Genomic DNA, 24,917 nt, shown 5'->3' with positions numbered 1-24,917 from the left:
CCGCACCCCCCGAAGACTAGCAAGTGTGCGGAAGTCATCGTTCGGAGGCCTTGACAGGAGGTATGCGAAGGCTTCCTGAACGGTCTTCTGCTTTCAATTGCTTACCACTGCATCGCGCCGGTCACCCCGGGCCGGGCCCGCCGGCTGCTGCCAATTCATGGCAGTCGCCCTCCCTAGAATCATCGCCCACTGCCTTTTTCGAGGCTCCCGAGCCCACACCTCATGTCCGACGCCGATATCCGCATCCGCGGCGCCCGCCAGCACAACCTCAAGAACCTCGACCTGGATCTCCGGACCGGAGAACTGACCGTGGTGACCGGGCCCAGCGGCTCGGGCAAGTCCAGCCTGGTGTTCGACACGCTGTATGCGGAAGGCCAGCGCCGCTACGTCGAGACCTTCTCCGCCTACGCGCGCCAGTTCCTCGACCGCATGGACCGCCCGGCGGTCGACAAGGTCGAAGGCGTGCCGCCCGCCATCGCGATCGACCAGACCAACCCGGTCCGCACCAGCCGCTCCACCGTCGGCACGATGACGGAGCTCAACGACCACCTGAAGCTGCTCTTCGCGCGCGGCGCCGACCTGTTCGACCGCGAGACCGCGCTGCCGGTGCGCCATGACACGCCGCAGACCATCTACGCCGAACTGATGGCACGGACCACCGCGGACGATCCGCGCCTGGTGCTGACCTTCCCGGTCGAATTGCCCGAGACCGTCAGCGCCGGCGAGGTGGAGCAATGGCTGTCGGCCTCTGGCTTCACCCGGGTGCAGTCGGAGCGCGTGGTCAACGGCCGCAAGGTGCTGGACGTGGTGGCGGACCGGTTCCGCATCCAGGGCGCCGAACAGTCCCGCGCGATGGAGGCGATCGAACTGGCGCTCAAGCGCGGCAGCGGCCGGATGACGGTCTACGTGATGGGCGCGGACGAGGGCACCGCCCCGGTGTTGTGGCGCTACTCCACCGGACTGCATTGCCCGGAGAGCGATATCCGCTACGCCGACCCGCAGCCGGCGCTGTTCTCGTTCAACTCGGCCATGGGCGCCTGCGAGACCTGCCGCGGTTTCGGGCGCGTGATCGGCGTGGACCTCGGGCTGGTGATCCCGGACGAACGCAAGACGCTGCGCGGCGGCGCCATCAAGCCGATGCAGACGCCGGCCTGGAAGGAGTGCCAGGACGACCTGCTGAAGTACGCGGGCGATGCCGGCATCCCGCGCGACACCGCCTGGAGCCAGATGACGCCCTCCCAGCGCGACTGGGTCATCGAGGGCAGCCCCAACTGGAACGGCAACTGGAACAAGCAGTGGTACGGCGTGCGCCGGTTCTTCGACTATCTGGAGAGCAAGGCCTACAAGATGCACATCCGGGTGCTGCTGTCGAAGTACCGCAGCTACACCGAATGCCCCGCCTGCCGGGGCGCACGATTGAAGACCGAGGCGCTGTTGTGGCGCATCGGCTCGAAGGCGCTCGCGGACGCGGCGCTGCCGGCGGACCAGCGCTTCATGCCCGAGGGCGTTCGATGGGATCGCGCGCAGCTCGAGGCGCTGCCCGGCCTGTCCGTCCATGACCTGATGCAGTTGCCGATCCACCGGCTGCGGCGCTTCATGGATGAGCTGCAACTCCCCGGCTCGATGCTGGACGAGGCGCTCAAGCTGCTGCTCGACGAAATCCGCAACCGGCTGAAGTACCTCGTCGACGTCGGCATCGGCTACCTGACGCTGGACCGGCAGAGCCGCACGCTGTCCGGCGGCGAGGTGCAGCGCATCAACCTGACGACCGCCCTCGGGACCTCGCTGGTCAACACGCTGTTCGTGCTGGACGAGCCCAGCATCGGCCTGCATCCGCGCGACATGAACCGCATCGTCGAGGCGATGCAGCGGCTGCGCGACGCGGGCAACACGCTGGTGGTCGTCGAGCACGACCCGGCCGTGATGCTGGCGGCCGACCGGCTCATCGACATGGGCCCGGGTCCCGGCCAGCAGGGCGGCCAGATCGTCTTCGACGGCACGCCGGAGCAGATCCGCGCCGCCGACACGCTGACCGGCGCTTACCTCGGCGCGCGCAAGCACGTGGGCATGGGCCTGAAGCGCGTCGTCGAGGAGAACACGCCGCGGCTGATCCTCGAGGGCGCGCGCGAGCACAACCTCAAGAACGTCAGCGTCGAGTTCCCGCTGCAACGCATGGTGGCGGTCACCGGCGTGTCGGGCTCCGGCAAGAGCACGCTGATGCAGGACGTGCTCTATCCGGCGCTGGCGCGCTGGTTCGGCCAGGCCACCGAGGCGCCCGGCGCGCATGACCGGCTGCTCGGCGCCGACTGGCTGGCCGACGCCGTCTTCGTCGACCAGTCCCCGATCGGCAAGACGGCCCGCTCGAACCCCGCCAGCTACGTCGGCGTGTTCGACGAGATCCGCAAGCGCTTCGCCGAGGCACCGCTCGCCAAGGAGCGCAGCTACGGCGCCGGCATGTTCAGCTTCAACGCCGGCGACGGCCGTTGCCCGACCTGTGGCGGCTCGGGCTTCGAGCACGTCGAGATGCAGTTCCTGTCCGACGTCTACCTGCGCTGCCCCGACTGCGACGGCAAGCGCTTCCGCGCCGAGCTGCTCGAGGTCAAGCTGGAGCGCGCCGGGCGGCAGCTCAGCGTCTCCGACGTGCTGGACCTGACGGTGGCCGAGGCGCTCGGCGTCTTCAAGGATGACCGCGAGGTGCTGAACAAGCTGCAGCCGCTGTCGGATGTCGGCCTCGACTACCTGACGCTGGGCCAGCCGGTGCCGACGCTGTCGGGCGGCGAGGCCCAGCGGCTGAAGCTGGCGGGATACCTCGCGGAGGCGGCCTCGAAGCCGCGTCAGGCCACGGCGACCAAGGGCACCTTGTTCCTCTTCGACGAGCCGACCACCGGCCTGCATTTCGACGACATCGCCAAGCTGATGCGCGCGATGCGCAAGCTGCTGTCGGCGGGGCACTCGCTGATCCTGATCGAGCACAACCTCGACGTGATCCGCGCGTCGGACTGGGTCATCGACCTGGGGCCCGAGGGCGGCGAGGACGGTGGCACCGTCGTCGCGGTCGGCACGCCGGAGACGCTGAAGGACCACCCGACCTCGCACACCGCGCAGGCGCTGCGCGAGTACGCGGCCGAGATGGACCGCGCGCCGGTCAAGGTCTCGGAGGGCCAGCCGCTGCAGTCGCTGCTGCGCCGGCGCCGTCAGGCCGACGAGGCGATCCGCATCGTCAACGCCCGCGAGCACAACCTGAAGTCGGTCGACGTCAGCATCCCGCGTGGCAAGTTCAATGTGGTGACCGGCGTGTCGGGCTCCGGCAAGAGCACGCTGGCCTTCGACATCCTGTTCAACGAGGGCCAGCGCCGCTACCTCGAGTCGCTCAACGCCTATGCGCGCTCGATCGTGCAGCCGGCGGGCCGGCCGGAGGTCGACGCGGTCTGGGGCATTCCGCCGACGGTCGCGATCGAGCAGCGCCTGTCGCGCGGCGGGCGCAAGAGCACCGTCGCGACGACGACGGAGGTCTGGCACTTCCTGCGGCTGCTGTACGTGAAGCTCGGGGTGCAGCACTGCGCCAACGACGGCACGCCGGTGAAGCCGCAGAGCGTCGAGGCCATCGCCGCACAGCTGCTGCGCGACTACAAGGGCCGCCACATCGGGCTGCTCGCGCCGCTGGTGGTCAACCGCAAGGGCGTATATACCGACCTCGCGAAGTGGGCGAAGCAGCGCGGGCATACGCATCTGCGCGTCGACGGCGAGTTCCTGCCGACCAGTCCCTGGCCGCGGCTGGACCGCTTCAAGGAACACACGATCGAACTGCCGGTCGGCGACATGACCGTCGCGCCGGAGACCGAGGCCGAGCTGCGCGAGCTGCTCGCCAAGGCGCTGGACCACGGCAAGGGCGTGGTGCATGTGCTGTCGCCGCTCGACGGGCTGCACGACGCGCTGCGCAACGCCAAACCGACGCGCGGCATCGGCGAGCTGCGCGTGTTCTCGACCAAGCGCGCCTGCCCGCAATGCGGCACGAGCTATCCGGAACTGGATCCGCGGCTGTTCAGCTACAACTCCAAGCACGGCTGGTGCACCACCTGCGTCGGTACCGGCCTGGCCCTGACGCGCGAGCAGCGCAAGGCGCTGGACGACAGCCAGCAGGACAAGGACAACCGCGGCCGCGAGCAGAGCTTCCCCGCCGAGGAAGCCGAGATCGAGGACCTGAGCGACGCGCCGTGCCCGGACTGCCACGGCTCGCGGCTGAATCCGGTGGCGCGCGCGGTCAGCTTCGAGCACGAGACCATCGGCACGGTGGCCTCATGGAGCGTGACGGAGGCGCGCGCATGGATCGCAGGCCTGGCGCTGACCGGCCGCGATGCCGAGATCGCGCGTGACGTGATCGCGGAGATCCGCGGGCGGCTCGAGTTCCTCGAAGAAGTGGGGCTGGGCTACCTGACGCTGGACCGCGCGGCACCCACGCTGTCCGGCGGCGAGGCGCAGCGCATCCGCCTGGCGGCGCAGCTCGGCAGCAATCTGCAGGGCGTCTGCTACGTGCTGGACGAACCGACCATCGGCCTGCATCCGCGCGACAACCAGATCCTGCTGAAGGCGCTGTCGACGCTCGGCGACAAGGGCAACACGCTGGTGGTCGTCGAGCACGACGAGGACACCATCCGGCGTGCCGATCACATCATCGACATCGGTCCGAGCGCGGGCAAGCGCGGCGGCCGCGTGATCGCCGAGGGCACGGCCGAGCAGATTGCGCAGAACCCGGAGTCGCTGACGGGCCGCTTCCTGTCGAAGCCGCTGGTGCATCCGCTGCAACCGCGCCGGGACATGGACCCCGAGGCGCCGAAGCTGACGGTGCTCAATGCGACGCTGCACAACCTGCGCGGCGTCACGGTGGACGTGCCGCTGCACCGCCTGGTGGCGATCACGGGCGTGTCGGGTTCCGGCAAGTCCACGCTCGCGCGCGACGTGCTGCTGGCCAACATGGCCGCGGCGGTGCCGCTGCGCCGGGCGCCGTCGACGTGGATCGGCTGCGACGCGATCGAGGGCCATCAGCGCGTGGACCGGGTGCTGGAGGTCGACCAGACGCCGATCGGCAAGACGCCGCGCAGTTGCCCGGCGACCTACATCGGCTTCTGGGACGCGATCCGCAAGCTGTTCGCCGAAACCCTGGAAGCGAAGGCCCGCGGCTATGGTCCGGGCCGCTTCAGCTTCAACACCGGCGAGGGCCGCTGCCCGGCCTGCGAAGGACAGGGCATGCGCACCATCGCGATGAGCTTCCTGCCGGACGTGAAGGTGCTCTGCGACCAATGCCATGGGCAGCGCTTCAATCCCGAGACGCTGGCCGTGACCTGGCGCGGCAAGAGCATCGGCGAGGTGCTGCAGATGGAGGTGGACGAGGCGGTGGAGTTCTTTGCCGCAATGACGTCGATTGCCCATCCGCTGAAGCTGCTGCAGGACGTCGGCCTGGGCTACCTGACGCTGGGCCAGCCCAGCCCGACGCTGTCGGGCGGCGAGGCGCAGCGGATCAAGCTGGTGTCCGAGCTGGTGAAGGTGCGCGACGACGTCACGCGCCGCGGCCAGAAGGCGCCGCACACGCTGTACGTGCTGGACGAGCCGACGGTGGGGCTGCACATGGCCGACGTCGAAAAGCTGATCCGCGTGCTGCACCGCCTCGTGAGCGGCGGGCACAGCGTGGTGGTGATCGAGCATGACCTCGACGTGATCGCCGAGGCGGACTGGGTGCTGGACCTGGGGCCGGAAGGCGGTTCGGCGGGCGGTGTCGTGGTTGCGCAAGGACGGCCGGAGACGCTGGTGGCCCTGGGCACGCACACCGGGAAGGCCCTGGCGCCGGTGCTGGCGAGACGGTAAGGAGAGGTGATGCGATGGCCCACCCCAAATTGGTGGGAACGCTGATGCACCTGCAATTCTCTTCGACGCAAAATGTCGTAAAACATTTGTGGTCAGGGAGGAAGTCATGGTCGCACGCAACGTGCTGATGGAAGAACAACCGGTTTCTTCAACTCCCGCTCCTGCGGAGACGTTGATGCAGCGGTTTGAAGGAAGACAATCGAATGAATTGGTTTTGGCCTTCGCCGGACCCATTGGGTGCGGCATTAAGTCCGTGGTTAATGCGGCTCGCAGAAGCCTGCTGAAGCTGAATTATCGGGTTGAAGTAATCAAGGTCAGTCAATTCCTAGAGGAATCCCTAGCGGCCGGAAGAATTCAAGCGACAGTTAAGGATCAGGAATGGTCAGACCCATTTTATAGATATCGTAAGCTTCAAGAGGCCGGGAAGAGAATCCGGGAATTGAGTGAGAATAAACACATTCTTGCCGAATTCGCTGTAAGTCAAATTGTCTTGGACAGAGAGCGGAGCAGAGACGAAGCTGTTAATGCGCCGGTTGAGAGTTACTCTCAGCGAGTTGCCTACCTAATCGATCAAGTGAAGCGCCCGGAAGAGGTAGACCTCTTGAGGGCTCTTTATCGCAACCTCTTCTATTTGGTCGGCGTTACCAAACCTTATGCGCAGCGCAAGCGCTTGCTTGAAGATGACGGGGTCGACGAAACAGAAACCGAAAAGCTAATTGAGATCGACCGAAGCGAGGAGGGCTTGTGGGGTCAGCAGCTAGATAAAACGCTGCACCTCGCGGACTTCTTCGTTAGAAACGATGCACTTGTAGATCAAAGGAATGCGATAGATCGATTCGTTAGTCTGATCCATGGTGACAAAAGCAAAACGCCGGACGTTCTAGAAACAGGGATGTATGCGGCTTATGCCGCTGGTCTTCGCTCGGCTTGCTTGTCTCGCCAAGTGGGAGCCGCAATTGCCAATACGAACGGCGATGTAATTGCCACAGGCTGTAATGACGTGCCGGCGCCTAAAGGGGGGCTTTATGGAGGAGCACGTTCCCATCAGGACCACCGCTGCGTCCATATTGGGGACCGCGAATGCTTCAATGATTACTACAAGCGTAAACTCCAAGAGGATATCGGATATGTCCTCGATGTGATTTTCAGGGAGAACGGCGTCGGTAACTCAGGAAAAATACTTAAGCAGAGTTTGGAGGCGATATATAAGAAAACTCGACTGGGAAGTCTTATAGAATTTTCTCGCTCTGTTCATGCGGAAATGGATGCCATTGTTTCCTTAGCTAGATCCGGAGGTGAGGGGATCAGGGGGGCGAGGCTTTTTACGACTACCTTCCCCTGTCATAGCTGTGCACGACACATCGTGGCTTCCGGAATTGAAGAAGTCATCTATATCGAGCCCTATGATAAGAGCATGGCTCAACAACTGCATCGTGATGCGATTTCGTTCGAGAGTCCCGCAGACTACTCTGAAGAGATGAATGATGAGGATCGTAGACATCAAGAATCAAAAGTGAAATTTCTTCACTTCGAAGGTGTCTCCCCTAGGTTATTTGCAACGGTCTTCAGGGCGGATGGAAGAAAGAACAAAGATACGGGCCGGTTCGTACCGATCGCAACAGAGAATCCCGCCAAGGTGCTGCCCGAGTATTTGGATAACTATCACGCGTTCGAAGACGCCGCAGTGAAACATTTTGCGGAAAAATTATCGAAATTGCCTTCGGTGAAATATTGACACCAAATGGTGGTGGCGCTAGAATCGCCACCCTAATCGGATAGGTCAGATGTTGCTGGGGAGCTTGTTATGTCTAACAACAATGAAGAGCCCGGGCAGTTGCAACTTCCGTTTGATCGCGATCTCCCAACTGGCATGCGATCGAACGTTTTTCTTTTTCGCCGAAAAAGTGAAACAAATTCTCAATCACCGACTATCGGTGGTGGTGTAGAAGGCGGTAATCGTGATGCCGCGCTTGAAGAGGAAATTTTGAAGAGAGTGATCGCTCGAGCTAGCAAATTGGATTGGTAGGTTTGGAAAAGATAAGGCGACAGGAGTGATCCTGTCGCCTTATCTTTTCCAGCGCAGATTCATTCCGATCGGCGCATCGGAGTTGGGTGGGGCGTCTGTTTCGTTGCTCCCTGAGAGGGGCTGGTGGCTGCCTTGCAACGCGGTTTCCAGCCCTTTTCTCCAACGGTCAAGGTTCTTCCGGCAACTTGTGCCGCATGCGGCCGCGCGGTCAAAAATTGCCCCTGTCTTTCGCGGCAGTCATTCGGGCTGGCGGATGGGGCAGGCATGGCGAGCGGCAATGGCGTTCGAGAACGAGCGCACGGCGAGCAACGAGGATCGCCTCGTAAAGTTTGATTTCTCCCGGTTGCCCCCGTCGTCGCTGCGAGGCCATGAAGGGTTCTGCAATGCCTCGGCCCGTGTCACCGCACCTTTCACGGAACGGTGCGCCGAGGCAGTCCCCGGACGACGAGACCCCTTGGATCCCGGCTCTCCCGAATACCTCGCCCTTGTTCAGCGCATCCACGAGAGAGCGAAGAAGCTCCCCCGATAGCTATGCCAACGGATACGCCCTGATCTCGATCAGATGCTGGTTCGTTCGGTCGGATGCCGGTGTAGAACGCGACGCTCGCCGCCAGGGCGTTGACCTTCAGGAGCAGGGGATCGCGACAGCCTCTCGGCATCTCCCGGTCGATCACGCGCTGGCCTGCTCAGTGGGGCTTGCGTCGCTGGCGCTGCTCGAAGTCGTCGCCGTGGTAGACGTTGCCGTCCCAGGTGCCCGAGCGGTGCTTCGCGCGGGCGATCGCATCGAGGGCGGCGTCGTGGGCCGCGCGGCGGCGATCGCGCGAGTTGAAGCGGCCCTTCAGGCCGATGCCGCTGCCGAGCAGCAGGCCCGGGCGCTTGATCCACGCGCGCCAGGCCATCTGGTAGCGCCGCGGCAAGGCCATGTCGATCGCGAGGAACACGCAGATCAGCAGTCCGAGGGCGGCGATGACTTTGGCGAACATACGTCGGCGCGGTGAATCACGCCTTGCTGGCGTGCAAGCGGCCGACTATACGCGAGGGGAGAAACTCAGTCGCGATGATGGCCGCGTCCATGCCCATGGCCACGATCACCGCGGTCGCCGTCGCGGTCCCAGCCGCCGCGACCGCCGCCTCGGTGGTCATCGCGGCGCTCTTCCCAGCGCCGATCGTCCCAACCGCGGCGATCGTCGCGGTGGTCGTGCCAGTCGCGGCGACCATCCCAGCGGCCGTCCCAATGGTCCCGGCGCACCGGCTCCCAACGCGGCGGCGGCGGGGGAGCATAGACCGGCATCGGATGCACGTGCGGGCGGCCGTAGTAGACCGGGGCATAGGTCCGCGTGTACCAGTCCTCACGGACGAAATACACCGGCCGGCCGCAGGCGCGGTAGTAGCCGCAGTGGCGCGACCAGGCGTGGTAGTGGGCAGGCGGAACGCGCAGGTAGAGGGGCGGAGCAGGGGCGTAGACCCGCTCGATCACCATCGGCTGCGCGTAGATGACGTCCGGACGGACGTTACCGACATCGATGCGGCCATAGAAACCGGGCTGTCCGACGCTGATGGACACGCCCACATCGCCTGCGAAGGCGGTCGGCGCAGCCAGCGCGCTGGCGATCAGCGCCGCGGCGCCGAGGATGCGTTGGATCACGTGCTTCATGAAACCTCCGACCTACCTAGGGAAAGTATGGACGGTTAACGCGCGCTTGACGGATCCGGTGCACAGCGCAGCGGTAAGCAGTTGTTGTGCCCCTCCCTAGAATCCCGCGTCCCTGCTGACCCTGCGGGGCGTGGAGCAACGATTTGAAACGATGGATCCTGACTTCCCTGGCGCTGGCGACCCTCGCGACGGGACTGGGCGCGAGCGAGCGCTCGCTGGCGCAAACGGCCGCCGCGCCGGTGGCCGTGGCCAATCGGCCGTTGACGCTGGAACAGCTTTTCCGCGCCGAGCCCTATCGTGGCGAGGCCGCCAAGGAGGTGAAGTTCAGCGCCGGCGGCCGCTACGTGGCCTATCTCTGGAACCCGTTCGGGGAGCCGGGCAGCGACCTGTACGTGCATGACACCCAGACCGGCCGCACCCTGCGACTGACCTCGCCGGCCCTGATGGCGATGGTGGAAACGCCGGAGAACCTGGATCGTTTTGCCCGCAAGCTGAAGCAGAAGCGCGATGAACAGGCCGAACGGCAGGCTCGGGAAGAGGCCCAGGCCGCCTACCTGCGTGGCGAGGCCGTCGACCTGGAACAGTGGGAGCGCCGGGAGATCGAGGCGCTGAAGGTCGAGCTGGCCGAGCGCAAGGCGCGCGACGAGGCCCGCAAGGCCGCCGAGAAGGCGGCCTGGGGCGAAGCGCCGGCCGCCGCCGCGGCGCCGGCCTCGGGTGCCTCCGCGGCCGAGGCGAAGAAGCCGGCCAAGGACCCCAAGGACATGGCGCTGTGGGAACTGCGGGACGAGCTGAAGAAGAAGCGCGAGCGCGAGAAGCTCAAGCCCGAGGACCTGTATCCCGGCGTGTCGCAATTCGTGTGGGCGTCCAAGGCGGACGAACTGGTGCTCGCTTACCGCGGGCAACTGCTGCGCTGGAAGGCCGGCAGCGAGCGCGCCGAGCCGCTGCTCGCGACCGGTCGCGGACTCAAGCCGGTGGCCTACGCGCCGGACGACCAGTCGCTGATCGTGCAGGACGAGACCCGCGTGCTGCGGGTGCGCCTGGCGACGGCCGGCATCGAGGTGATCAATCGGGAGCTGTTCAACCCGGACGACGAGGACCGCAAGTTCCGCATCGCCCAGACGGCCATCAGCGAAGACGGTCGCTGGATGGCGCTGGTGGCCCATGCGCCGCTGGTCGGTCCCGACGGCAAGCCGCTGCCCAAGCCGGGACGGCAGGTCGAGATCATGAACTACGGGGATCGCTGGGCGACGGCGAAGAAGGTCGATCGCGAGGTGTCCGACGACAAGCGCGGGCTGCCCTCGATGGCGATCTACATCCGCAAGGTCCCGGCCACCGGCGCTCCGCCGGAGCGCCAGCCGCAACCGGTGTTCACGCATCCGGGCGGTGATGCCTGGTTCGAGATCTCGCCGGTGGTGTGGGCGCGCGATGGCAGCCATTACGCGTTCACCACCTTCGAGCGCGAGAAGGACCAGTTCCGCGTCTACCTCGGCAAGCCCGGAGAGGCGAAGCCGGAGATGGTGCTCGAGCGCCGCGCGCCCATCCATCACGAGCTGGTCAATGTGATGACGCCGACCTTCACGCCGGATGGGAAGCAACTGGTGCTGATCCTGGCGGACAACGGCTGGCGCCAGCCCTATGCGATGAGCCTTGCCGCAGGCGCCGACCGTTCGGTGACGCCACTGGTGAAGGGGGAGTTCGAAGCCTTCCAGGTGCTTGGTTTTACGCCGGACGCGAAGACGATGTTCGTCGTGTCCAACAAGGACGACTACGCGGCGATGAATGTCTGGCGGGTCGAGCTCAAGGAGGGCCGCATGACCGCACTGGGCCGTTCGCCGGACTACCACCGCAACGCGGCCGTCGCCCGCAACGGGCAGTGGGCCGCCGCGGTGGCCGGCAACTGGGCCGAGCGGCCCGAGCTCAAGCTGCTCAAGGGCCAGCCGGCGGCCGTCGCGGAGCCGGGCAGGCTGCTCACGCAGAGCCACGATCCGGCCTGGACGAAGGTCGACGTCCTGCGGCCCGAGCGCTTCAGCTTCAAGAACCGCCACGGCGACCTGATCCCGGCCTATGTGTTCAAGCCGCTGGGCTGGGCGCCGAGCGACAAGCGCGCTGCCATCGTCTACACCTACGGCGGGCCGCTCAATGACCGCCATTCGGTGGAGACCGACAGCTTCCAGCCGACCGGCTACCTCTTCGCGATGTACATGGCGGCCAAGCATGGCTATGTCACGGTGACGGTGGACCCGCGCGGCCATTCCAACTACGGCGAGAAGTTCGCCGATGCCAACTGGGAAAAGCCGGGTGCGCCGCAGACCGAGGACCTGGAGGACCTGGTCGCCACCATGACGGCCACCCTGGGCGTGGATGCCCAGCGCATCGGCCTGAACGGCTGGAGCTTCGGCGGCTTCCAGACCCAGTACACGATGTACACGAAGCCCGACCTGTTCGCGGCCGGCATCGCCGGCGCGGGGCCGACGCAATGGGAGAACTACAACAGCTGGTACAGCGGCCGCACCATCGGCAAGGTCGACCGCGCCAAGCCGGTGCTGCGCAAGTTCTCGCTGCTGCCGCTGGCCAAGCAGCTCAGGAAGCCGCTGCTGCTGGTGCACGGGATGCAGGACCCGAACGTGCTGTACCAGGACACCGTCAACGTGTACCGCGCGCTGCTCGAGTCGGGCAAGGAGGGGCTGGTCGAGCTGTTCCTGGACCCGGACGGCGAACATGCGCTCGGCGGCGCGGTGAAGGCCGTCGGCTGGCATCGCAAGTACGAGGCGTTCTGGCTGCAGCACCTCGGCGCAGCGCAGCGCAAGTAAGGCGCTCATCCCTCCGAAGGCCCGCGGCTGAAAAGTCCGCGGGCCTTTTTCTTTCCCGATCTCCAACGTTTTACCGACGTTGAATTGACACTGTTAAGTTTCTACGGCGTTTTGCTCACGGGATATTCATATTGAATCAACGCCGCCTTGACGAATTTGCATCGGTTCATTTCGAGCTTCTCCAATCGAGGGGCGTTAGCAATACCCTTCCGCCGGCGCAGACCTCGGTGGCCGATGCGGCGGGGCAGGTCGAAAACTCCGCGCGCCAGGTTTTCATGGACAGGCAGGTCGATCCGAATCCCTTCATGGACATGTTCGTCTGTCCAAGAAATGAGCGCTGGCTGCCGCGCCTGCTCCAACTCGACGACGGGAAGACGCATTTCGAGGCGCAGGGGGCCGCGCATCTCTTCTCCTATGAAGGCATCACCCGCCGCTGCGACGGGTTGCTCCAGGATCTGCGGCGCAGGGGCGTGGCGGTGACGCCCGTGCCCTGAGCGGCCGATGTCGTGGGGCGGGCAGGGCGCCGCACCTCCCGGAAGTGGCCTGAGCTACGGGCGCGGCCGACGCAGCCGCGCTGCCGCTGCCGCTGCCGCTGCCGCTGCTGGCGGCGTCAGGGTGCCGCGACCACCGTCTTCACGCGCTCGCCCGGCTTGGGCAGCGCCTCGCCGCCATAGCGGCCATTGAGCAGCTTCAGCTGGGCTTCGGTCAGCACCGAGGTCTTCGCCATCTCGGCGAAGCCGCCGGCCGGGAACGGACGCAACGCGACCTTCCACGGCTTGGCCAGCTTGCGGTCGTCCGCGGTCAGCGCGCGGAAGCTCTCCTCCGCCTGCGTCAGCGCGGCGCGTCGCGCCTGCAGGGTCTGGCCGTCCTTGGCGGCGTAGACCAGCGCGTACACCGCGCCCTTGGCGCTGGTGATCAGCGTGATCTCGGCATTGCTGCGCTGTCCCTGTGCGTTGCGACGCACGCCGCTGAAGTGCGTGGCCTTCAGGCCGTTGATCGTCTTCGCGTCGGTGCGGCCTTGCTCGGCACCCCAGCGCCGCAGGATCTCGTCATGCGCGCTCCCCGCCTTCTCGGGCACCGGCTGCAGGATCAGCGCCGCATCGCGTTGCGGGCTCATGACCGTCAGCGATTCGCTGCCGTTCTGCAGCGACCATCCGGCTGGCGCGGTCAGCGCGATGTCCAGCGTCGGGTGCAGGAACTGCTGACCTCTCACCAGCCCCTGCGCCGGACTGTCGCCGAAGACCATGCCATCGATCGCTTGCAGGAAGGCCGCGCGGTTCTCGTCCACCGCCTGACCGGCGGTCAGCTGCGAGGCCTCGTCGCGGATGCGCTGCAGGCGCTGCTCGTTGCTCGGATGCGAGGCCAGCCAGTTGTTGCCGGTCTGCGGCTGGCGCCCCTGCGCCCGCGCCTGGTCGGCTGCGAACTGCTCCTGGTCCTTCAGCACCTGGATCACGTCGACCATGTGCTTCGGGTCGTAGCGGTTGCGCGCCAGGTATTCGGCGCCCAGTTGGTCCGCCTGCAGTTCCTGCTCGCGGCTGTAGGAGGCGATGTAGCCCGCCGCCGCGTTCTGCGAGAGCTGTCCGGCGATGTCCGTCGCGCCGCCGACGCCGCGCGACTCCAGCACCGCGCCCAGCACCGTCGCGGCGAGCACGCCGATGCCGGCGTTCTGCTGGCGCGTTGCCCGCTGCGCGCCGTGGCGCGCGGTCACGTGGCCGATCTCATGGCCCATCACGCCGGCCAGGTCGGCTTCGCTCTCCATGTAGGCGAGGATGCCGCGGGTGACGTAGACATAGCCGCCCGGCAGCGCGAAGGCATTGACCTCCGGGCTGTCGAGCACGGTGAAATGCCATTCGAGCTCGGCCCGGTGCGACTGCGCGGCGAGCTTGTTGCCCAGTGCGGTGACGTAGGCCTGCAGCCGTGCGTCCTCGACGACCGCGTACTCCTTGAGCACGTCCTGATGGGCCTCGCGGCCGGCGGCCACCTCCTGCTGCAGGCTCATCGCGCTGCGCTCGGTGCGGCCGGAGACCGGGTTGACGACATTGGTGCCGCAACCGGCGACCGTCAGCAAGGCGGCGGTGGCCAGCACCGCGAACGGAAAGTGGCGCTTCATCGGAAGAAACTCGGCATGACGGAAAAGGGAAGGCAGGCGCGATGCCCGCCGGCGGGAGCAGGGACGGCGAGAGACGGCGGGCGCGCTCAGGTGGCCTGCTGGCGCAGCGTCCACAGGGTCAGGACGCCTTCGGGCACCTCGCGGCTGAGCGCGTCGCGCCAGTGCAGGTCGGTGAGCTTTTCCTGGTCCTCGGCGCTGAGCTGGCTCTCGTCACCGCCCAGCAGCGCGATCGGCGCCAGCGCGGCCGCGGTCTTGACGTGCTCGAACAGCGGCGCCCAGGCCTCGCCGTCCTGGTCCACGCCGATCATGAAGCCGGTGCACCAGTCCTCGGCGTCGACCAGCTGCTGCTCGCCTTCCTCGGCCACGCTGAAGATCGGTTCCCACTCGTCCTGCTTCGAGGACCACTGCACCGCCAGGCTGTGCACATGGCGCAGCAGCAGCAACGCGATCTTCTTGCGCTGCTTGCCGCTGGCGAACGGGTCGCCGCCGCCCCACACCGGGCTCATCCATTCGGCGCCGGGCTTGTCGCTCAGCGACAGCGGGCTCAGCAGCTGCGCGCTCAGGTAGCCGTCGAGCGCCTCGATGTTCATCGCCGCGTCGTTGTCGATCTCGGACAGGAAGTCGTCGAGGTCCGACAGCTCGTCATCGGTCAGCGGGTGGTAGGTGGCCTTGTCGGGCTGGTACTGCGGGAAGTCCATGTCGGATCCTGGGAAGTCGGGCGGTGTCGGAAAGGGCGGGGCGGGCGCTCAGCCGTGGCGGCCGTGACGGCTCTTGGGCTTGCGGCCGTCCATGTCGGTCAGCTGGGTCTTGAGCAGCGCCATCAGCACGCGGGCGTTGGCCTCGGTCATGACGAGCAGCGTGCTGGGCTCGATGCCCTCGACCGGTTCGCGCTCCTTGACGAGGGCGTCCACCTTGAAGGTCACCAGGCCGCTGGTGCTCGAGTTCGAGGCGGCCTTGAACTTCTGGACTTCGATGTGATGCGTCTTCATGGGGCGTCATTCTCGGCGATGCCGCAGCCGCTGGATACCGGTGACCACGGCCACGACGACGATGCCCGCCAGGATGCCGGCGATCGCGTCGCCGAGCAGCTCGACGATCGTGCGGGCGAAGCCGCTCGCGCCGAGCGCCTCCACCACATGCTGGATGGCGTGATGCAGGAAGGGCGCGCCGTGCGTCAGGATGCCGCCGCCGACCAGGAACATCGCGGCGGTGCCGGCCACCGACAGCGCCTTCATCAGCCACGGCGCCAGCCAAAGCAGCCCGCGACCCAGCGCCTGCTGCCAGGCGGCTGCCTTGCGGCTGAGCCACAGGCCGGCGTCGTCGAGCTTGACGATGCCCGCGACCAGGCCGTACACGCCGATCGTCATCAGCAGCGCGATGCCCGACAGCACCAGCACCCGCGTCATGAAGCTGGCGTCGGCCACCGTGCCCAGGGTGATCGCGATGATCTCGGCGGAGAGGATGAAGTCGGTCCGGATCGCGCCCTTGACCTTGTCCTTCTCGAGCGCGACCAGGTCGATCGCCGGATTCCTGGAGGCCTCGGCCAGCGCGGCCTCGTGGGCGTCGTCGTCGGCGGTGTGCAGCCACTTGTGGGCGAGCTTCTCGACGCCTTCGAAGCAGAGGTAGGCGCCGCCGATCATCAGCAGCGGCGTGACCAGCCACGGCGCCCAGGCGCTGATGGCCAGCGCCGCCGGCACCAGGATCGCCTTGTTGATCAGGGAGCCCTTGAAGACGCCCCAGACCACCGGCAGTTCCCGGTCGGCGCTGACGCCGGTGACCTGCTGGGCATTGAGCGCCAGGTCGTCGCCGAGGACGCCGGACGTCTTCTTGGCGGCCATCTTGGAAAGCAGGGCCACGTCGTCCAGGATCGTGGTGATGTCGTCGAGCAGAGCGAGCAGGCTGGAGGCCATGGCGGAGGTGTCCCGTTCCCTGAAGGTGATGATTTGTGCGAAGCCCGTCTTTGTACCTGAAGCCGACCCTCCTCCTCGTCACGTCTTGCCGGCGGTGGCAAACTCCGGCGCCATGAAACGCCGCACCGCCACCCAGCTCTTCGCCGCCGCGCTCGTCGCGGTGTCCGCCACCTCGGTCCATGCCGCCGACGCCGCCGCCGGTGCGCCGGGCCCGTATGACGAGCAGGCCGACGCCCGCGCCGACATCAACACCGCGGTCGCCCGCGCCGCCAAGGAAGGCAAGCAGGTGCTGGTGGTCTACGGCGCCAACTGGTGCAAGGACTGCCTGGCGCTGAACAAGGGCTTCGGGCAGGGCCACCTGGGCGGCGCGGTCGACAAGCGCTTCGTCACCGTCAAGGTGAATGTCGGCCGCTTCGACAAGAACGTGGACGTCGCCAACCAGATGGGCGTGACGCTGAAGAAGGGCATCCCGACCGTCGCGGTGCTGGGCGCCGACGGCCAGGTGCTGGGCACGACCAAGGGCGGCGAGCTCGCCGATGCCCGCAACATGGGCGAGGACGCGGTGATGCGGGTGCTGGAGTCGCTGGGCAAGTCCTGAGCACAGCCTTCGCGTGGCGCGGATGCATGCATAGGCAGGGATCTGGTTCCAGGCTTTGCTGCTTTGCTGTTGAGTCCTGACCCCCGATAGCGCTGCGGCTATCGACCGGGGATGCGGGCCCCGTGATCAAGGGTCAAGTCTTGCGCCCGTGGCCGGAACGGCGGCCCGGGCGCTTGTCTTTTGTGCGGTCATCGCCTAGTTATTGGGCATGGCCAGGCCGCTTCGCATCGAGTTTCCCGGCGCCGTGTATCACGTGGCGACGCGTGGCGATGCGTCCGTGTTCGCCGATGACGAGGACCGGCTGGCGATGCTGGGCCTGATCGAACAGGCCGCCCAGCGCTTCGACGCCCAGGTGCTGGCCTACGGGCTGGGGCGCGAGCATTACGAGCTGCTGCTGTTCACGCGGCAGGCCAATCTGTCGCGCTTGATGCGCCATCTCAATGGCGTCTATACCCAGGCGCACAACCGCCGGCATGGGCAGATCGGGCACGTCTTCCAGGGGCGGTTCAAGGCGGTGCTGGTGGATCGGGAGCATCTGCTGCTGGATGCCTGTCGCTATGTGGAGCTGATCGGGCGGCGCGCCGGGCTGGCGTCGTCGCCGGTGGCGTGGGGCTGGAGCAGCTTGCAGGCGCATGCGGGGCTGGTGGCGGCGCCGGAGTGGCTGGAGGTCGACGGGCTGTGGACCAACGTGCTGGGACGCGTGCCGCAGAACGCGGCCGATCGGCGGAAGGCGGCGCAGCGGTATCAGGCGATCGTGGAGTCGGAGCCGGACCTGGATATCTGGGGGCAGCTGCGGCACCAGATCTTTCTCGGGGACGCGGCCTTCGTGCAGCGCACCGTGCGGCAGAGCGAGCATCCGCCGCGGGCGTCACGGCCAAGGAGGCGCTGGGGCGACTGGCTCAAGGCCAGCGGCAGCCGCGAGGAAGCGCTTTATCGCGCTCACACCGAAGGCGGACAGTCCATGACGGCGCTCGCCCGCGAGCTCGGATTGTCGGTATCCCGCGTCAGCCGCCTCATCTCCTGCCACGAACGGCAGCGCTAAAAGGCTGCCACTCGTCGTTGCAAATGCTCGCCATAGCGCTGCTATGGCTGTGCTTTGCGCCTAGATTGGCAGCCTTTTAGCGCTGCCGTCGCTCGTGGAAGGGCGCTGCCGTCGCTCGTTGAAGGGCGCTGCCGTCGCTCGTTGAAGGGCGCCGCCGTTGCTCGCGGAAGGGCGCTGCCGTCGCTTGTAGAGGGGCGCTGCGGTTGCGGAAGCGACGCGCGGTCGCGGCAGTACCGTGGCAGCGTTGGGGCGGAGCGGAATCAGTGAAGGGCGTGGGCGGGGGCTGCGGGGCAGGCAGCCAGCGAGCCGTCGGACTCGGCCGCCTCGTGCCAGGCCGCCGTCGTCAGCTCACGAGCAGCGCTCAACTGGTGACAGAGCTCGGCCACGCCCAGACCATCGGCCTCACCTTCGGGCATCGGCATCGCCGAAACCTCGCTCGGCAAATCCGCCAAGGCGCCCAGCAACTGGAACAGCAGTTCCAGATCCGGCGCCGCATCCGGCGTCTGCTGCTGCCGAGCCAGCCCAAGGCTCCGGCACAGGTAGAAGCAGGCATCCGCCGCCTGGTCGCACATCGCATGCGACATCGCCAGCTGCTCCAGCGCCTCGGCCCGAGCCGCCTCCGCCGCCGGGTCCCCGGAACGATCCGCCAACGCATCGAGCGCGGCAGACACCGGCGGGACGGCGAGCACCTCGTCATCCTGGAGCGGCAGCGGGATAGCAGTCTTTGAGTTCGCCATAGGGATTCAGCTGGGAACAGCGGGTCAGCCGGTCAACGGAAGAGATCCTAGGGATGCCCTGGCAAACGCGCCTCCCGCAGCTTGGGGGGAGCGCCAGCCCGGCAAACGCCGAGAAATTCAATTCCGTGAACTTGTCACACTTCGTGACACGAATGGCAGAGCTTACGCAGTTCCTAGCTGATTTGGGTGAATCACTTCACCTTCTTGGGGCGGGACCAGCCGGAAATCACGGTTTGTCGGCCGCGCGCCACAGCCAGGGCGCCGGGATCGACATCCTTGGTGATGGTCGAACCGCCGCCAATGGTGGCGCCATCGCCCAAGGTGACCGGGGCGACCAGCACGCAGTTGGAGCCGACATGCACGTCCGCGCCAATGGTCGTGCGGTGCTTGTTGGCGCCGTCGTAGTTGGCGGTGATGCTGCCCGCGCCGTAGTTGACCCGCTCGCCGACCGTGGCGTCGCCGAGGTAGGCCAGGTGATTGGCCTTCGCCCCCTTGGCCAGCGTGGAGTTCTTGACCTCGACGAAGTTGCCGATGTGGACCTCGGCACCCAGCCTCGCGCCCGGGCGCAGCCGCGCGAAGGGACCGATCAGCGCGCCCTCGCCGACGCTGGCGCCAGCCGCCTCGCCATCGATGTGGGTGAACTCGTGGATGCGCGCGCCGGCGCCGATCGTCGCGTTGCGGATTACGCAGTTCGCGCCGATGCGCACACCGTCGCCCAACGTGACCTCGCCTTCGAAGACGCAATTGACGTCGATCTCGACATCCTTGCCGCAGGTCAGCGTGCCCCGCAGGTCGAAGCGCGAGGGATCGGCCAGACGCACCCCGGCGGTCATCAGCGCCTCGGCCTGCACGAGCTGGAAACGGCGCTCCAGGTGCGCCAACTGGGACGGGCTGTTGACGCCCAGCACCTCGGTCTCGTCGGCGGTCTTCACGCCGACCACCGGCACGCCCTCGGCCACCGCCATCGCGACGATGTCGGTCAGGTAGTACTCGCCCTGCGCATTCTTGTTGTCGAGCTGGCCGACCCAGCGTTTCAGCGCTTCGGTCGGGGCGGCCATGATGCCGGTGTAGCACTCGCGGATGCGGCGCTGCTCGTCGCTGGCGTCCTTGTGCTCGACGATGGCCTTGACTTGGTCGCCATCCCGGACGATGCGGCCGTAGCCCGTCGGATCGGCGTACTCGATGGTCAGCAGCACCAGCCGCTCGCCGCCGCAGGCCTCGACCAGCGCGCGCGTCGTGGCGGTGCTGATGAGCGGGGTGTCGCCGCTGAGGATCAGCGTGCTGCCGCCGGCGGTCAGCGCCGGGACGGTCTGCTGGATCGCATGGCCGGTGCCGAGTTGCGGCTCCTGGCGCACGAAGCGCACGCCCTCGCCACCGATGGCCGCCTCGACCTGGTCGGCACCGTGGCCGGTGATGACGATGCGCGCATCCGCCTGCAGCGACGCCGTGTTGGCCAGCACGTGTCGCAGCAACGCGCGGCCGGCCAGCTTGTGGAGCACCTTGGGCAGGCTGGACTTCATGCGGGTGCCCTTGCCCGCGGCCATGACGACGATGTTCAGCGACATAAGAAAAATCGCGGTTCCCTGTTGGAGAGACCGCGATTATCGGGGCCCGGCGCCGCTGCGCCGCAGCGCCATCACTTGGATGGCGTCAGCTGCACGCTCACGCGGTGCGGCTCGGGGCGGGTGGCCGGGAAGTCGGCCATCGAGGCCTCGAACAGCGCGCCGAACAGTTCCTTGCCGCCTTCGGTGAAGCCGTCGCTGGAGGCGCGGGCCTCGTACAGCGGCTCGTTGGACTTGCGGTCGCGCAGCAGCATGGCGACCTCGCGGTCGTAGCGGCGCTCCATCATCGGGTCCATCGGGTAGGCGTAGCCCCAGCGGCTGTAGTACGGCCGCCAGGCCGGGCCGTAGCGCCAGCCCCAGTAGCTGCCGTTCCAGCGCCACCACAGCGGGTCGTCCCAGGGCGCGGTAGCGGTGCGGGTGACGCGGGCGCCGAGCGACACCAGGACGTCGGCCGCCTTCGGATCGCTCGCCTCGGTGAAGCCGGCCTTGATCAGCGCGCCGCGGGCAGCGTCCTCGAGCGCCGCCTGACCGGCGGCATCGCGTTGCTGCGAGGGCAGCCGCTCGAAGGCGAAGGTGCCCGCCTGTCGGGCGGCGGGCCAGGAGCCGAAGCTCTGGGCATCGGCCGAGACGGAGTTGAGCGAGGCACACGCGGTGAGCGACAGCACGGCTGCCGCGCCGAGGCTCGCGAGGGCCAGTCGACGATTCAAGGTGAACATGGAGACCTCCAGGTCAAGTGCCGCTGACAGCCGTCAGCCGGGCAGTCGCCGCGCCCGGTGACGCCGGTGCGCGGCGTGACGGTGCAACGATTGTGACCCGAGCCGGTTGACCCGCGCGTGCGCGTCGCGTGACGGCGCGGTAAGCGCTCGGTATCTCCTCGTATGAAAGCGCGAAGCCCGGGCATGCCCGGGCTTCGACGCGAGGAGGGGAGGTCCTCCGGCACTGCTCGCGGCTCGCGGACGGCGCTGCGGCCACCCGAGCGCCGGTCAGTCCTCGCTCGCCGAGTACGCCTCGCCCGCGTCATCGACGGGCGCCGGCACCTGGCCCGGGCGCACGAAGTTGACGACGCCGGTCGCCGGCGCTGGCGTGCCGCACTGCTCGTCCTCGTCGAAGGCGATGTCGCCGTCGGCGACCGGCGCGCCGGTGGCCTGGATGGTCTCGAACGGGAAGAGGTTGCGGTCCATCATGTGCGACGTGACGATGTTGCCCATCGCGGTGAACATGTTGTCGACCCGGCCCGGGAAGCGGCGGTCCCAGTCCTGCAGCATCGCCTTGACGGTGGCCCGCTGCAGGTTGGGCTGGCTGCCGCAGAGGTTGCATGGAATGATCGGGAAGGCCCGGTGCTCGGCCCAGCGCTCGAGGTCGCTTTCCTTGACGTAGGCGAGCGGGCGGATCACGACATTCCTGCCGTCGTCGCTGACCAGCTTGGGCGGCATGCCCTTCATGCGGCTGCCGAAGAACATGTTCAGCATCAGCGTGGTGACGATGTCGTCGCGGTGATGGCCCAGGGCGATCTTGGTGGCACCCAGCTCGCCAGCGACGCGGTACAGGATGCCGCGCCGCAGGCGCGAGCACAGCGAGCAGGTCGTCTTGCCCTCGGGCACCAGGCGCTTGACGATGGAGTAGGTGTCCTGCTCCTCGATGTGGAAGTCCACGCCGCGCGACTTCAGGTAGGCCGGCAGCACGTCCTCGGGGAAGCCGGGCTGCTTCTGGTCGAGGTTGACGGCGACGATGTCGAACTTGATCGGCGCGCGGTCGCGCAGGTTGATCAGGATGTCCAGCAGCGAGTAGCTGTCCTTGCCGCCGGACACGCAGACCATGATCTTGTCGCCGTCCTCGATCATGTTGAAGTCGGCGATCGCCTGGCCGACCTGGCGATGCAGGCGCTTGCTGAGCTTGTTCATCTCATGCGCATGCTTCTTGGCCGCGGCGTCCGCGGCGGCCAGGTCGATGCCGTCGATGTCGGCGGTGGAGTCGGTCATGGTCGGGTCCTCGATGTATTCGTCAAGCGGGGCCCGCGGAACCGGCTGGGCCGGGCCGCTGGGCCCGCCCCCATGGAGGGGGCGCGAGTCAGCACGTGGGGGAAGGGCTACCAGGTGCCGCATTCGGCGGAGATCGCGACCTGGCAGTCGGGGAAGATTTCCAGCTTGGTCACCTTGATGCGCACGCCCACCACGCCCGGCAGCTTCATCAGCCGGACGGAGAGCTTGCCCAGCAGGGCCTCGAGCAGGTCGGTGTGTTCGGCGGTGCACTCGTCGATGATGATCGCGCGCACCCGGCGGTAGTCCAGCACATGGCCGATGTCGGCGTCGCGCGAGACGATGGTCTGCGCGCCGAGGTTGACCTCGGCATCGACCTGGATCGGTTGCGGGCCCTCGCGCTCGAAGTCGAGCACGCCGAGGTTGGCGCCGAAGCGCAGCCCGTGGATGTGGATGACCTGGCGGTTGTTGCGACGCAGCGCCGGCGGCGGTTGCGACTCGCGCAGCGGCCGCAGGAAGGCCTCGATCTGCTTGGCGGCGACGACGCCATCGCCCAGCGCCGTCTGCACGCAGGGGTGCTGGCGGCCGCTGGCGTCGCCGGCGACGAACAGGCCCAGCACGCCGAAGCGCGGCTCGTCGCGGAACGGCTGGGAGGGCGCGGTCACGCCGGCGCGCTGGAGGGCATCGGCCACCTGCAGCCAGGCGGAGGCCTCGGGCTCGTAGCCGAGCAGCACCGCGACGTGATCGAAAGCTTCCTCGCCGTGGGCCTTCGAGGTGACGACGACACCGTCGGCGGTGGCGGTCACCGCGGTCGGCAGCGCCTGGGCGGGGCGGCGGCGCAGGCCGGGCGCGCTGTCCAGCTGCTGGATCAGGTGGCTTTGCGCCCGCCATTCGGAGCGCGACCAGAGCGTCACCGCATGGCCGCGGCCGGCCAGGTACAGCGCGTTCTCGACCGCGTTGTCGCCGCCGCCCAGCAGCAGCACCCTGCCCGCGGGCAGGCGGTCGCGAACGGCGGTCAGCTCGATCGCGTCGAGCACCCGGTCGTGGCGGTCGCGGGCGGGGTACAGCGGCGCCGGATGGCGCGGCGTCAGACCGGTCGCCAGCAGCAGCGCGCGGGCGCGCAGCGGGCGCAGTCCGCTGGCGTCGGTCGCGTCGGCGGCGCCTTCGGCGAAGGCCGGACCGCCGTCGAGGTAGAGCGTCCAGCCCTGTTCGGCCTGCCAGTCCAGATGGTGGATGGTCTGCCCGATCAGCGTGTGCACGCCGGCTTGGTTGGCGGCGTGGCGGGCGTAGCGCTCGCCGAGCGCGGCGAGCGATTCACCCGGAGCGCCGAGCAGCCAGTCCTGGCGGTAGTCCAGCGGGCGGAGGCTGTCGCACAGGCGCGGCGCGCGCTCGATCAGCGCGACGCTGAGTCCGAGCTGCGTGAGCCAGCTGGCGGCGCTGCAACCCGCCGGGCCGCCGCCGACGATGGCGGCGTCGACAAGCGCGGGCAGGCTGGCGGGCAGTCGGTCGGGCGAGGTCTGGGACATGGGAGGCGTGGCGTCGGCCGGCGGGGCCGCCGGCGCATGGACGGCCGGTCAGCCCGGCCCTGGCCCGGGAGAGCGGAGGGCCACCGTCCCGAGCAAACCGGGGATTATCCCGGATGAGCGCCCGAAACCGCCATGCGGGGCCTTCTCAGGTCGCGACAGGGCGCCGCCCGGTGACGCGTGTCACGGGCGGACGGATGGGCGGATAGGCGGATGGGCGGACGGACGGGGCGGCGGGCCGCCCTGCGCCTCGGGCGTCCGTTCCGGCCTTTCGACCGGATGCTCGACGGCGGTGACGCTCAGAGCACCGCGCTGTCGGCCGTGAGCAGGCCGCGCTCCCTCGCGATCGTGGCGGCCTGCGTGCGGGTGGCAGCGGCGAGCTTGCCCAGGATGCCCTTCATGTGGGTCTTCACCGTGCCGGCGGAGATGTCGAGCGCCAGCGCGATCGCCTTGTTGCTCTTGCCGTCGGCGACCAGGCGCAGCACCTGGCGTTCGCGGCCGGTGAGGCGGCACCGGCTCATGCTGTCGGCGACCCGCCGGGCGGCGAGCGCGCTCAGGTAGCGCGAGCCGCGCGCCAGGTGCCGCACACCGGCCACCAGCTCCTGCGACGCGCAGCCCAGTTCGACATACCCGTCCACGCCGGCCTCCAGCGCGCTGCGCACGTCCTGTTCGCGGTCGTGGGCGGTGAGGACCATCACGCGCGGCGCGGGCGTGGCGCCGGGGACGGCCGAGCGGCCCGGTGCTTCGCTGGCCCGCAGGGCCGCCAGCGCCATGGCGCGGGCGTAGTCGGCGATGACGACATCGGTCCGACGGCCCGCGCGCGTGGCCCCCGGCAGCTCGATGCGGTCGTCGAGGATGTCGATGTCCCCCTCGCGCGACAGCAGGCTGGCGAGGCCGGCGGCGACAACGGGGTCGGAATGGGCGACCCGCACCTGGATGCGGGCGAAGGCGGCATGGAACACGGCGGGCGTCCTTTCTACTCGGTCCTGCGGGCCGCGCGCTGAGCGTCGGCCCCGGGCGCAAGGGTAGGAGGGCGCCGTGGCGGCCGACATCCTGCGTTGGTATAGGTCGGCTCAGCCGGATGCAGGGGCGGCGACCGCGCGCCCTGGC

The 24,917-nt window shown here is 67.7% G+C and carries 19 protein-coding genes and 1 pseudogene; 7 read left to right on the top strand and 13 right to left on the bottom strand.

What is annotated here, in order from left to right:
* Positions 1–222: 222 nt before the first annotated feature.
* From uvrA to CS062_RS25775, 3 genes are all read left to right on the top strand, one after another.
* Positions 223–5,859, top strand: coding sequence for an excinuclease ABC subunit UvrA (gene uvrA / locus CS062_RS10070; protein ID WP_099861515.1), 5,637 nt, complete (start codon positions 223–225; stop codon positions 5,857–5,859).
* Between the two features lie 106 nt (positions 5,860–5,965).
* Positions 5,966–7,594, top strand: a complete 1,629-nt coding sequence (locus tag CS062_RS10065; RefSeq protein WP_099861514.1) for an anti-phage dCTP deaminase — start codon at positions 5,966–5,968, stop codon at positions 7,592–7,594.
* A gap of 69 nt (positions 7,595–7,663) precedes the next feature.
* The gene (locus CS062_RS25775) at positions 7,664–7,885 is read left to right on the top strand and encodes a hypothetical protein (protein WP_143742304.1); all 222 of its coding nucleotides are present in this window, start codon (positions 7,664–7,666) and stop codon (positions 7,883–7,885) included.
* 686 nt (positions 7,886–8,571) lie between these two features.
* Here CS062_RS25775 and CS062_RS10060 read toward each other — a convergent pair.
* Together CS062_RS10060 and CS062_RS10055 are read right to left on the bottom strand one after the other, a co-directional pair.
* A complete protein-coding gene (locus CS062_RS10060; protein WP_099861513.1) occupies positions 8,572–8,868 on the bottom strand; it encodes a hypothetical protein in 297 nt (98 codons plus the stop codon).
* A gap of 65 nt (positions 8,869–8,933) precedes the next feature.
* Positions 8,934–9,539 carry a hypothetical protein gene (locus CS062_RS10055; protein ID WP_199174216.1) on the bottom strand — a complete coding sequence of 202 codons (606 nt, stop codon included), beginning with the start codon at positions 9,537–9,539 and terminating at the stop codon, positions 8,934–8,936.
* Between the two features lie 143 nt (positions 9,540–9,682).
* On the opposite strand from CS062_RS10055, the gene CS062_RS10050 reads away from it, so the two are divergent.
* Both CS062_RS10050 and CS062_RS10045 read left to right on the top strand, forming a co-directional pair.
* On the top strand, positions 9,683–12,349 hold the full coding sequence (locus CS062_RS10050; RefSeq protein WP_099861512.1) for a S9 family peptidase: 2,667 nt from the start codon (positions 9,683–9,685) through the stop codon (positions 12,347–12,349).
* Between the two features lie 131 nt (positions 12,350–12,480).
* Positions 12,481–12,843 (top strand): TraB/GumN family protein, encoded by a 363-nt coding sequence (locus CS062_RS10045; RefSeq protein ID WP_143742303.1) that lies wholly within the window; start codon positions 12,481–12,483, stop codon positions 12,841–12,843.
* Positions 12,844–12,959: 116 nt separating this feature from the next.
* Here the strand turns inward: CS062_RS10045 and CS062_RS10040 are convergent, their stop codons facing one another.
* The 4 genes from CS062_RS10040 to CS062_RS10025 form a co-directional block, all read right to left on the bottom strand.
* On the bottom strand, positions 12,960–14,459 hold the full coding sequence (locus tag CS062_RS10040; RefSeq protein WP_099861510.1) for a M48 family metalloprotease: 1,500 nt from the start codon (positions 14,457–14,459) through the stop codon (positions 12,960–12,962).
* A gap of 86 nt (positions 14,460–14,545) precedes the next feature.
* A complete protein-coding gene (locus CS062_RS10035) occupies positions 14,546–15,157 on the bottom strand; it encodes a UPF0149 family protein (protein ID WP_099861509.1) in 612 nt (203 codons plus the stop codon).
* Positions 15,158–15,205: 48 nt separating this feature from the next.
* On the bottom strand, positions 15,206–15,448 hold the full coding sequence (locus tag CS062_RS10030) for a hypothetical protein (RefSeq protein ID WP_091720554.1): 243 nt from the start codon (positions 15,446–15,448) through the stop codon (positions 15,206–15,208).
* 6 nt (positions 15,449–15,454) lie between these two features.
* The gene (locus CS062_RS10025) at positions 15,455–16,369 is read right to left on the bottom strand and encodes a DUF808 domain-containing protein (protein ID WP_099861508.1); all 915 of its coding nucleotides are present in this window, start codon (positions 16,367–16,369) and stop codon (positions 15,455–15,457) included.
* 112 nt (positions 16,370–16,481) lie between these two features.
* Between CS062_RS10025 and CS062_RS10020 the strand changes: the two genes are divergently transcribed.
* Both CS062_RS10020 and CS062_RS10015 read left to right on the top strand, forming a co-directional pair.
* Positions 16,482–16,967 carry a thioredoxin family protein gene (locus tag CS062_RS10020; RefSeq protein ID WP_099861542.1) on the top strand — a complete coding sequence of 162 codons (486 nt, stop codon included), beginning with the start codon at positions 16,482–16,484 and terminating at the stop codon, positions 16,965–16,967.
* A gap of 208 nt (positions 16,968–17,175) precedes the next feature.
* On the top strand, positions 17,176–18,009 hold the full coding sequence (locus CS062_RS10015) for a transposase (protein ID WP_099861507.1): 834 nt from the start codon (positions 17,176–17,178) through the stop codon (positions 18,007–18,009).
* 260 nt (positions 18,010–18,269) lie between these two features.
* Here the strand turns inward: CS062_RS10015 and CS062_RS10010 are convergent, their stop codons facing one another.
* The 7 genes and pseudogenes from CS062_RS10010 to CS062_RS09985 form a co-directional block, all read right to left on the bottom strand.
* The gene (locus tag CS062_RS10010; RefSeq protein WP_099861506.1) at positions 18,270–18,746 is read right to left on the bottom strand and encodes a hypothetical protein; all 477 of its coding nucleotides are present in this window, start codon (positions 18,744–18,746) and stop codon (positions 18,270–18,272) included.
* 191 nt (positions 18,747–18,937) lie between these two features.
* On the bottom strand, positions 18,938–20,311 hold the full coding sequence (gene glmU / locus CS062_RS10005; protein WP_099861505.1) for a bifunctional UDP-N-acetylglucosamine diphosphorylase/glucosamine-1-phosphate N-acetyltransferase GlmU: 1,374 nt from the start codon (positions 20,309–20,311) through the stop codon (positions 18,938–18,940).
* Positions 20,312–20,382: 71 nt separating this feature from the next.
* Positions 20,383–21,024 carry a DUF4136 domain-containing protein gene (locus CS062_RS10000; RefSeq protein ID WP_099861504.1) on the bottom strand — a complete coding sequence of 214 codons (642 nt, stop codon included), beginning with the start codon at positions 21,022–21,024 and terminating at the stop codon, positions 20,383–20,385.
* A gap of 267 nt (positions 21,025–21,291) precedes the next feature.
* Positions 21,292–22,302, bottom strand: coding sequence for a tRNA 2-thiocytidine(32) synthetase TtcA (gene ttcA, locus CS062_RS09995; protein ID WP_438270471.1), 1,011 nt, complete (start codon positions 22,300–22,302; stop codon positions 21,292–21,294).
* 92 nt (positions 22,303–22,394) lie between these two features.
* A complete protein-coding gene (locus tag CS062_RS26845) occupies positions 22,395–22,763 on the bottom strand; it encodes a dihydroneopterin aldolase (RefSeq protein WP_233218012.1) in 369 nt (122 codons plus the stop codon).
* Positions 22,764–22,847: 84 nt separating this feature from the next.
* Positions 22,848–23,810, bottom strand: a pseudogene (locus CS062_RS26840) (NAD(P)/FAD-dependent oxidoreductase); the annotation flags it as partial.
* 296 nt (positions 23,811–24,106) lie between these two features.
* Positions 24,107–24,769 carry a response regulator transcription factor gene (locus CS062_RS09985; RefSeq protein WP_099861501.1) on the bottom strand — a complete coding sequence of 221 codons (663 nt, stop codon included), beginning with the start codon at positions 24,767–24,769 and terminating at the stop codon, positions 24,107–24,109.
* Positions 24,770–24,917 lie beyond the last annotated feature (148 nt).

It is taken from the genome of Roseateles chitinivorans (assembly GCF_002761755.1).
Lineage (GTDB): Bacteria > Pseudomonadota > Gammaproteobacteria > Burkholderiales > Burkholderiaceae_C > Roseateles > Roseateles chitinivorans.
The sequence above is the reverse complement of the archived record's forward strand: the minus strand, read 5'-3'. Positions and strand labels throughout refer to the sequence as shown.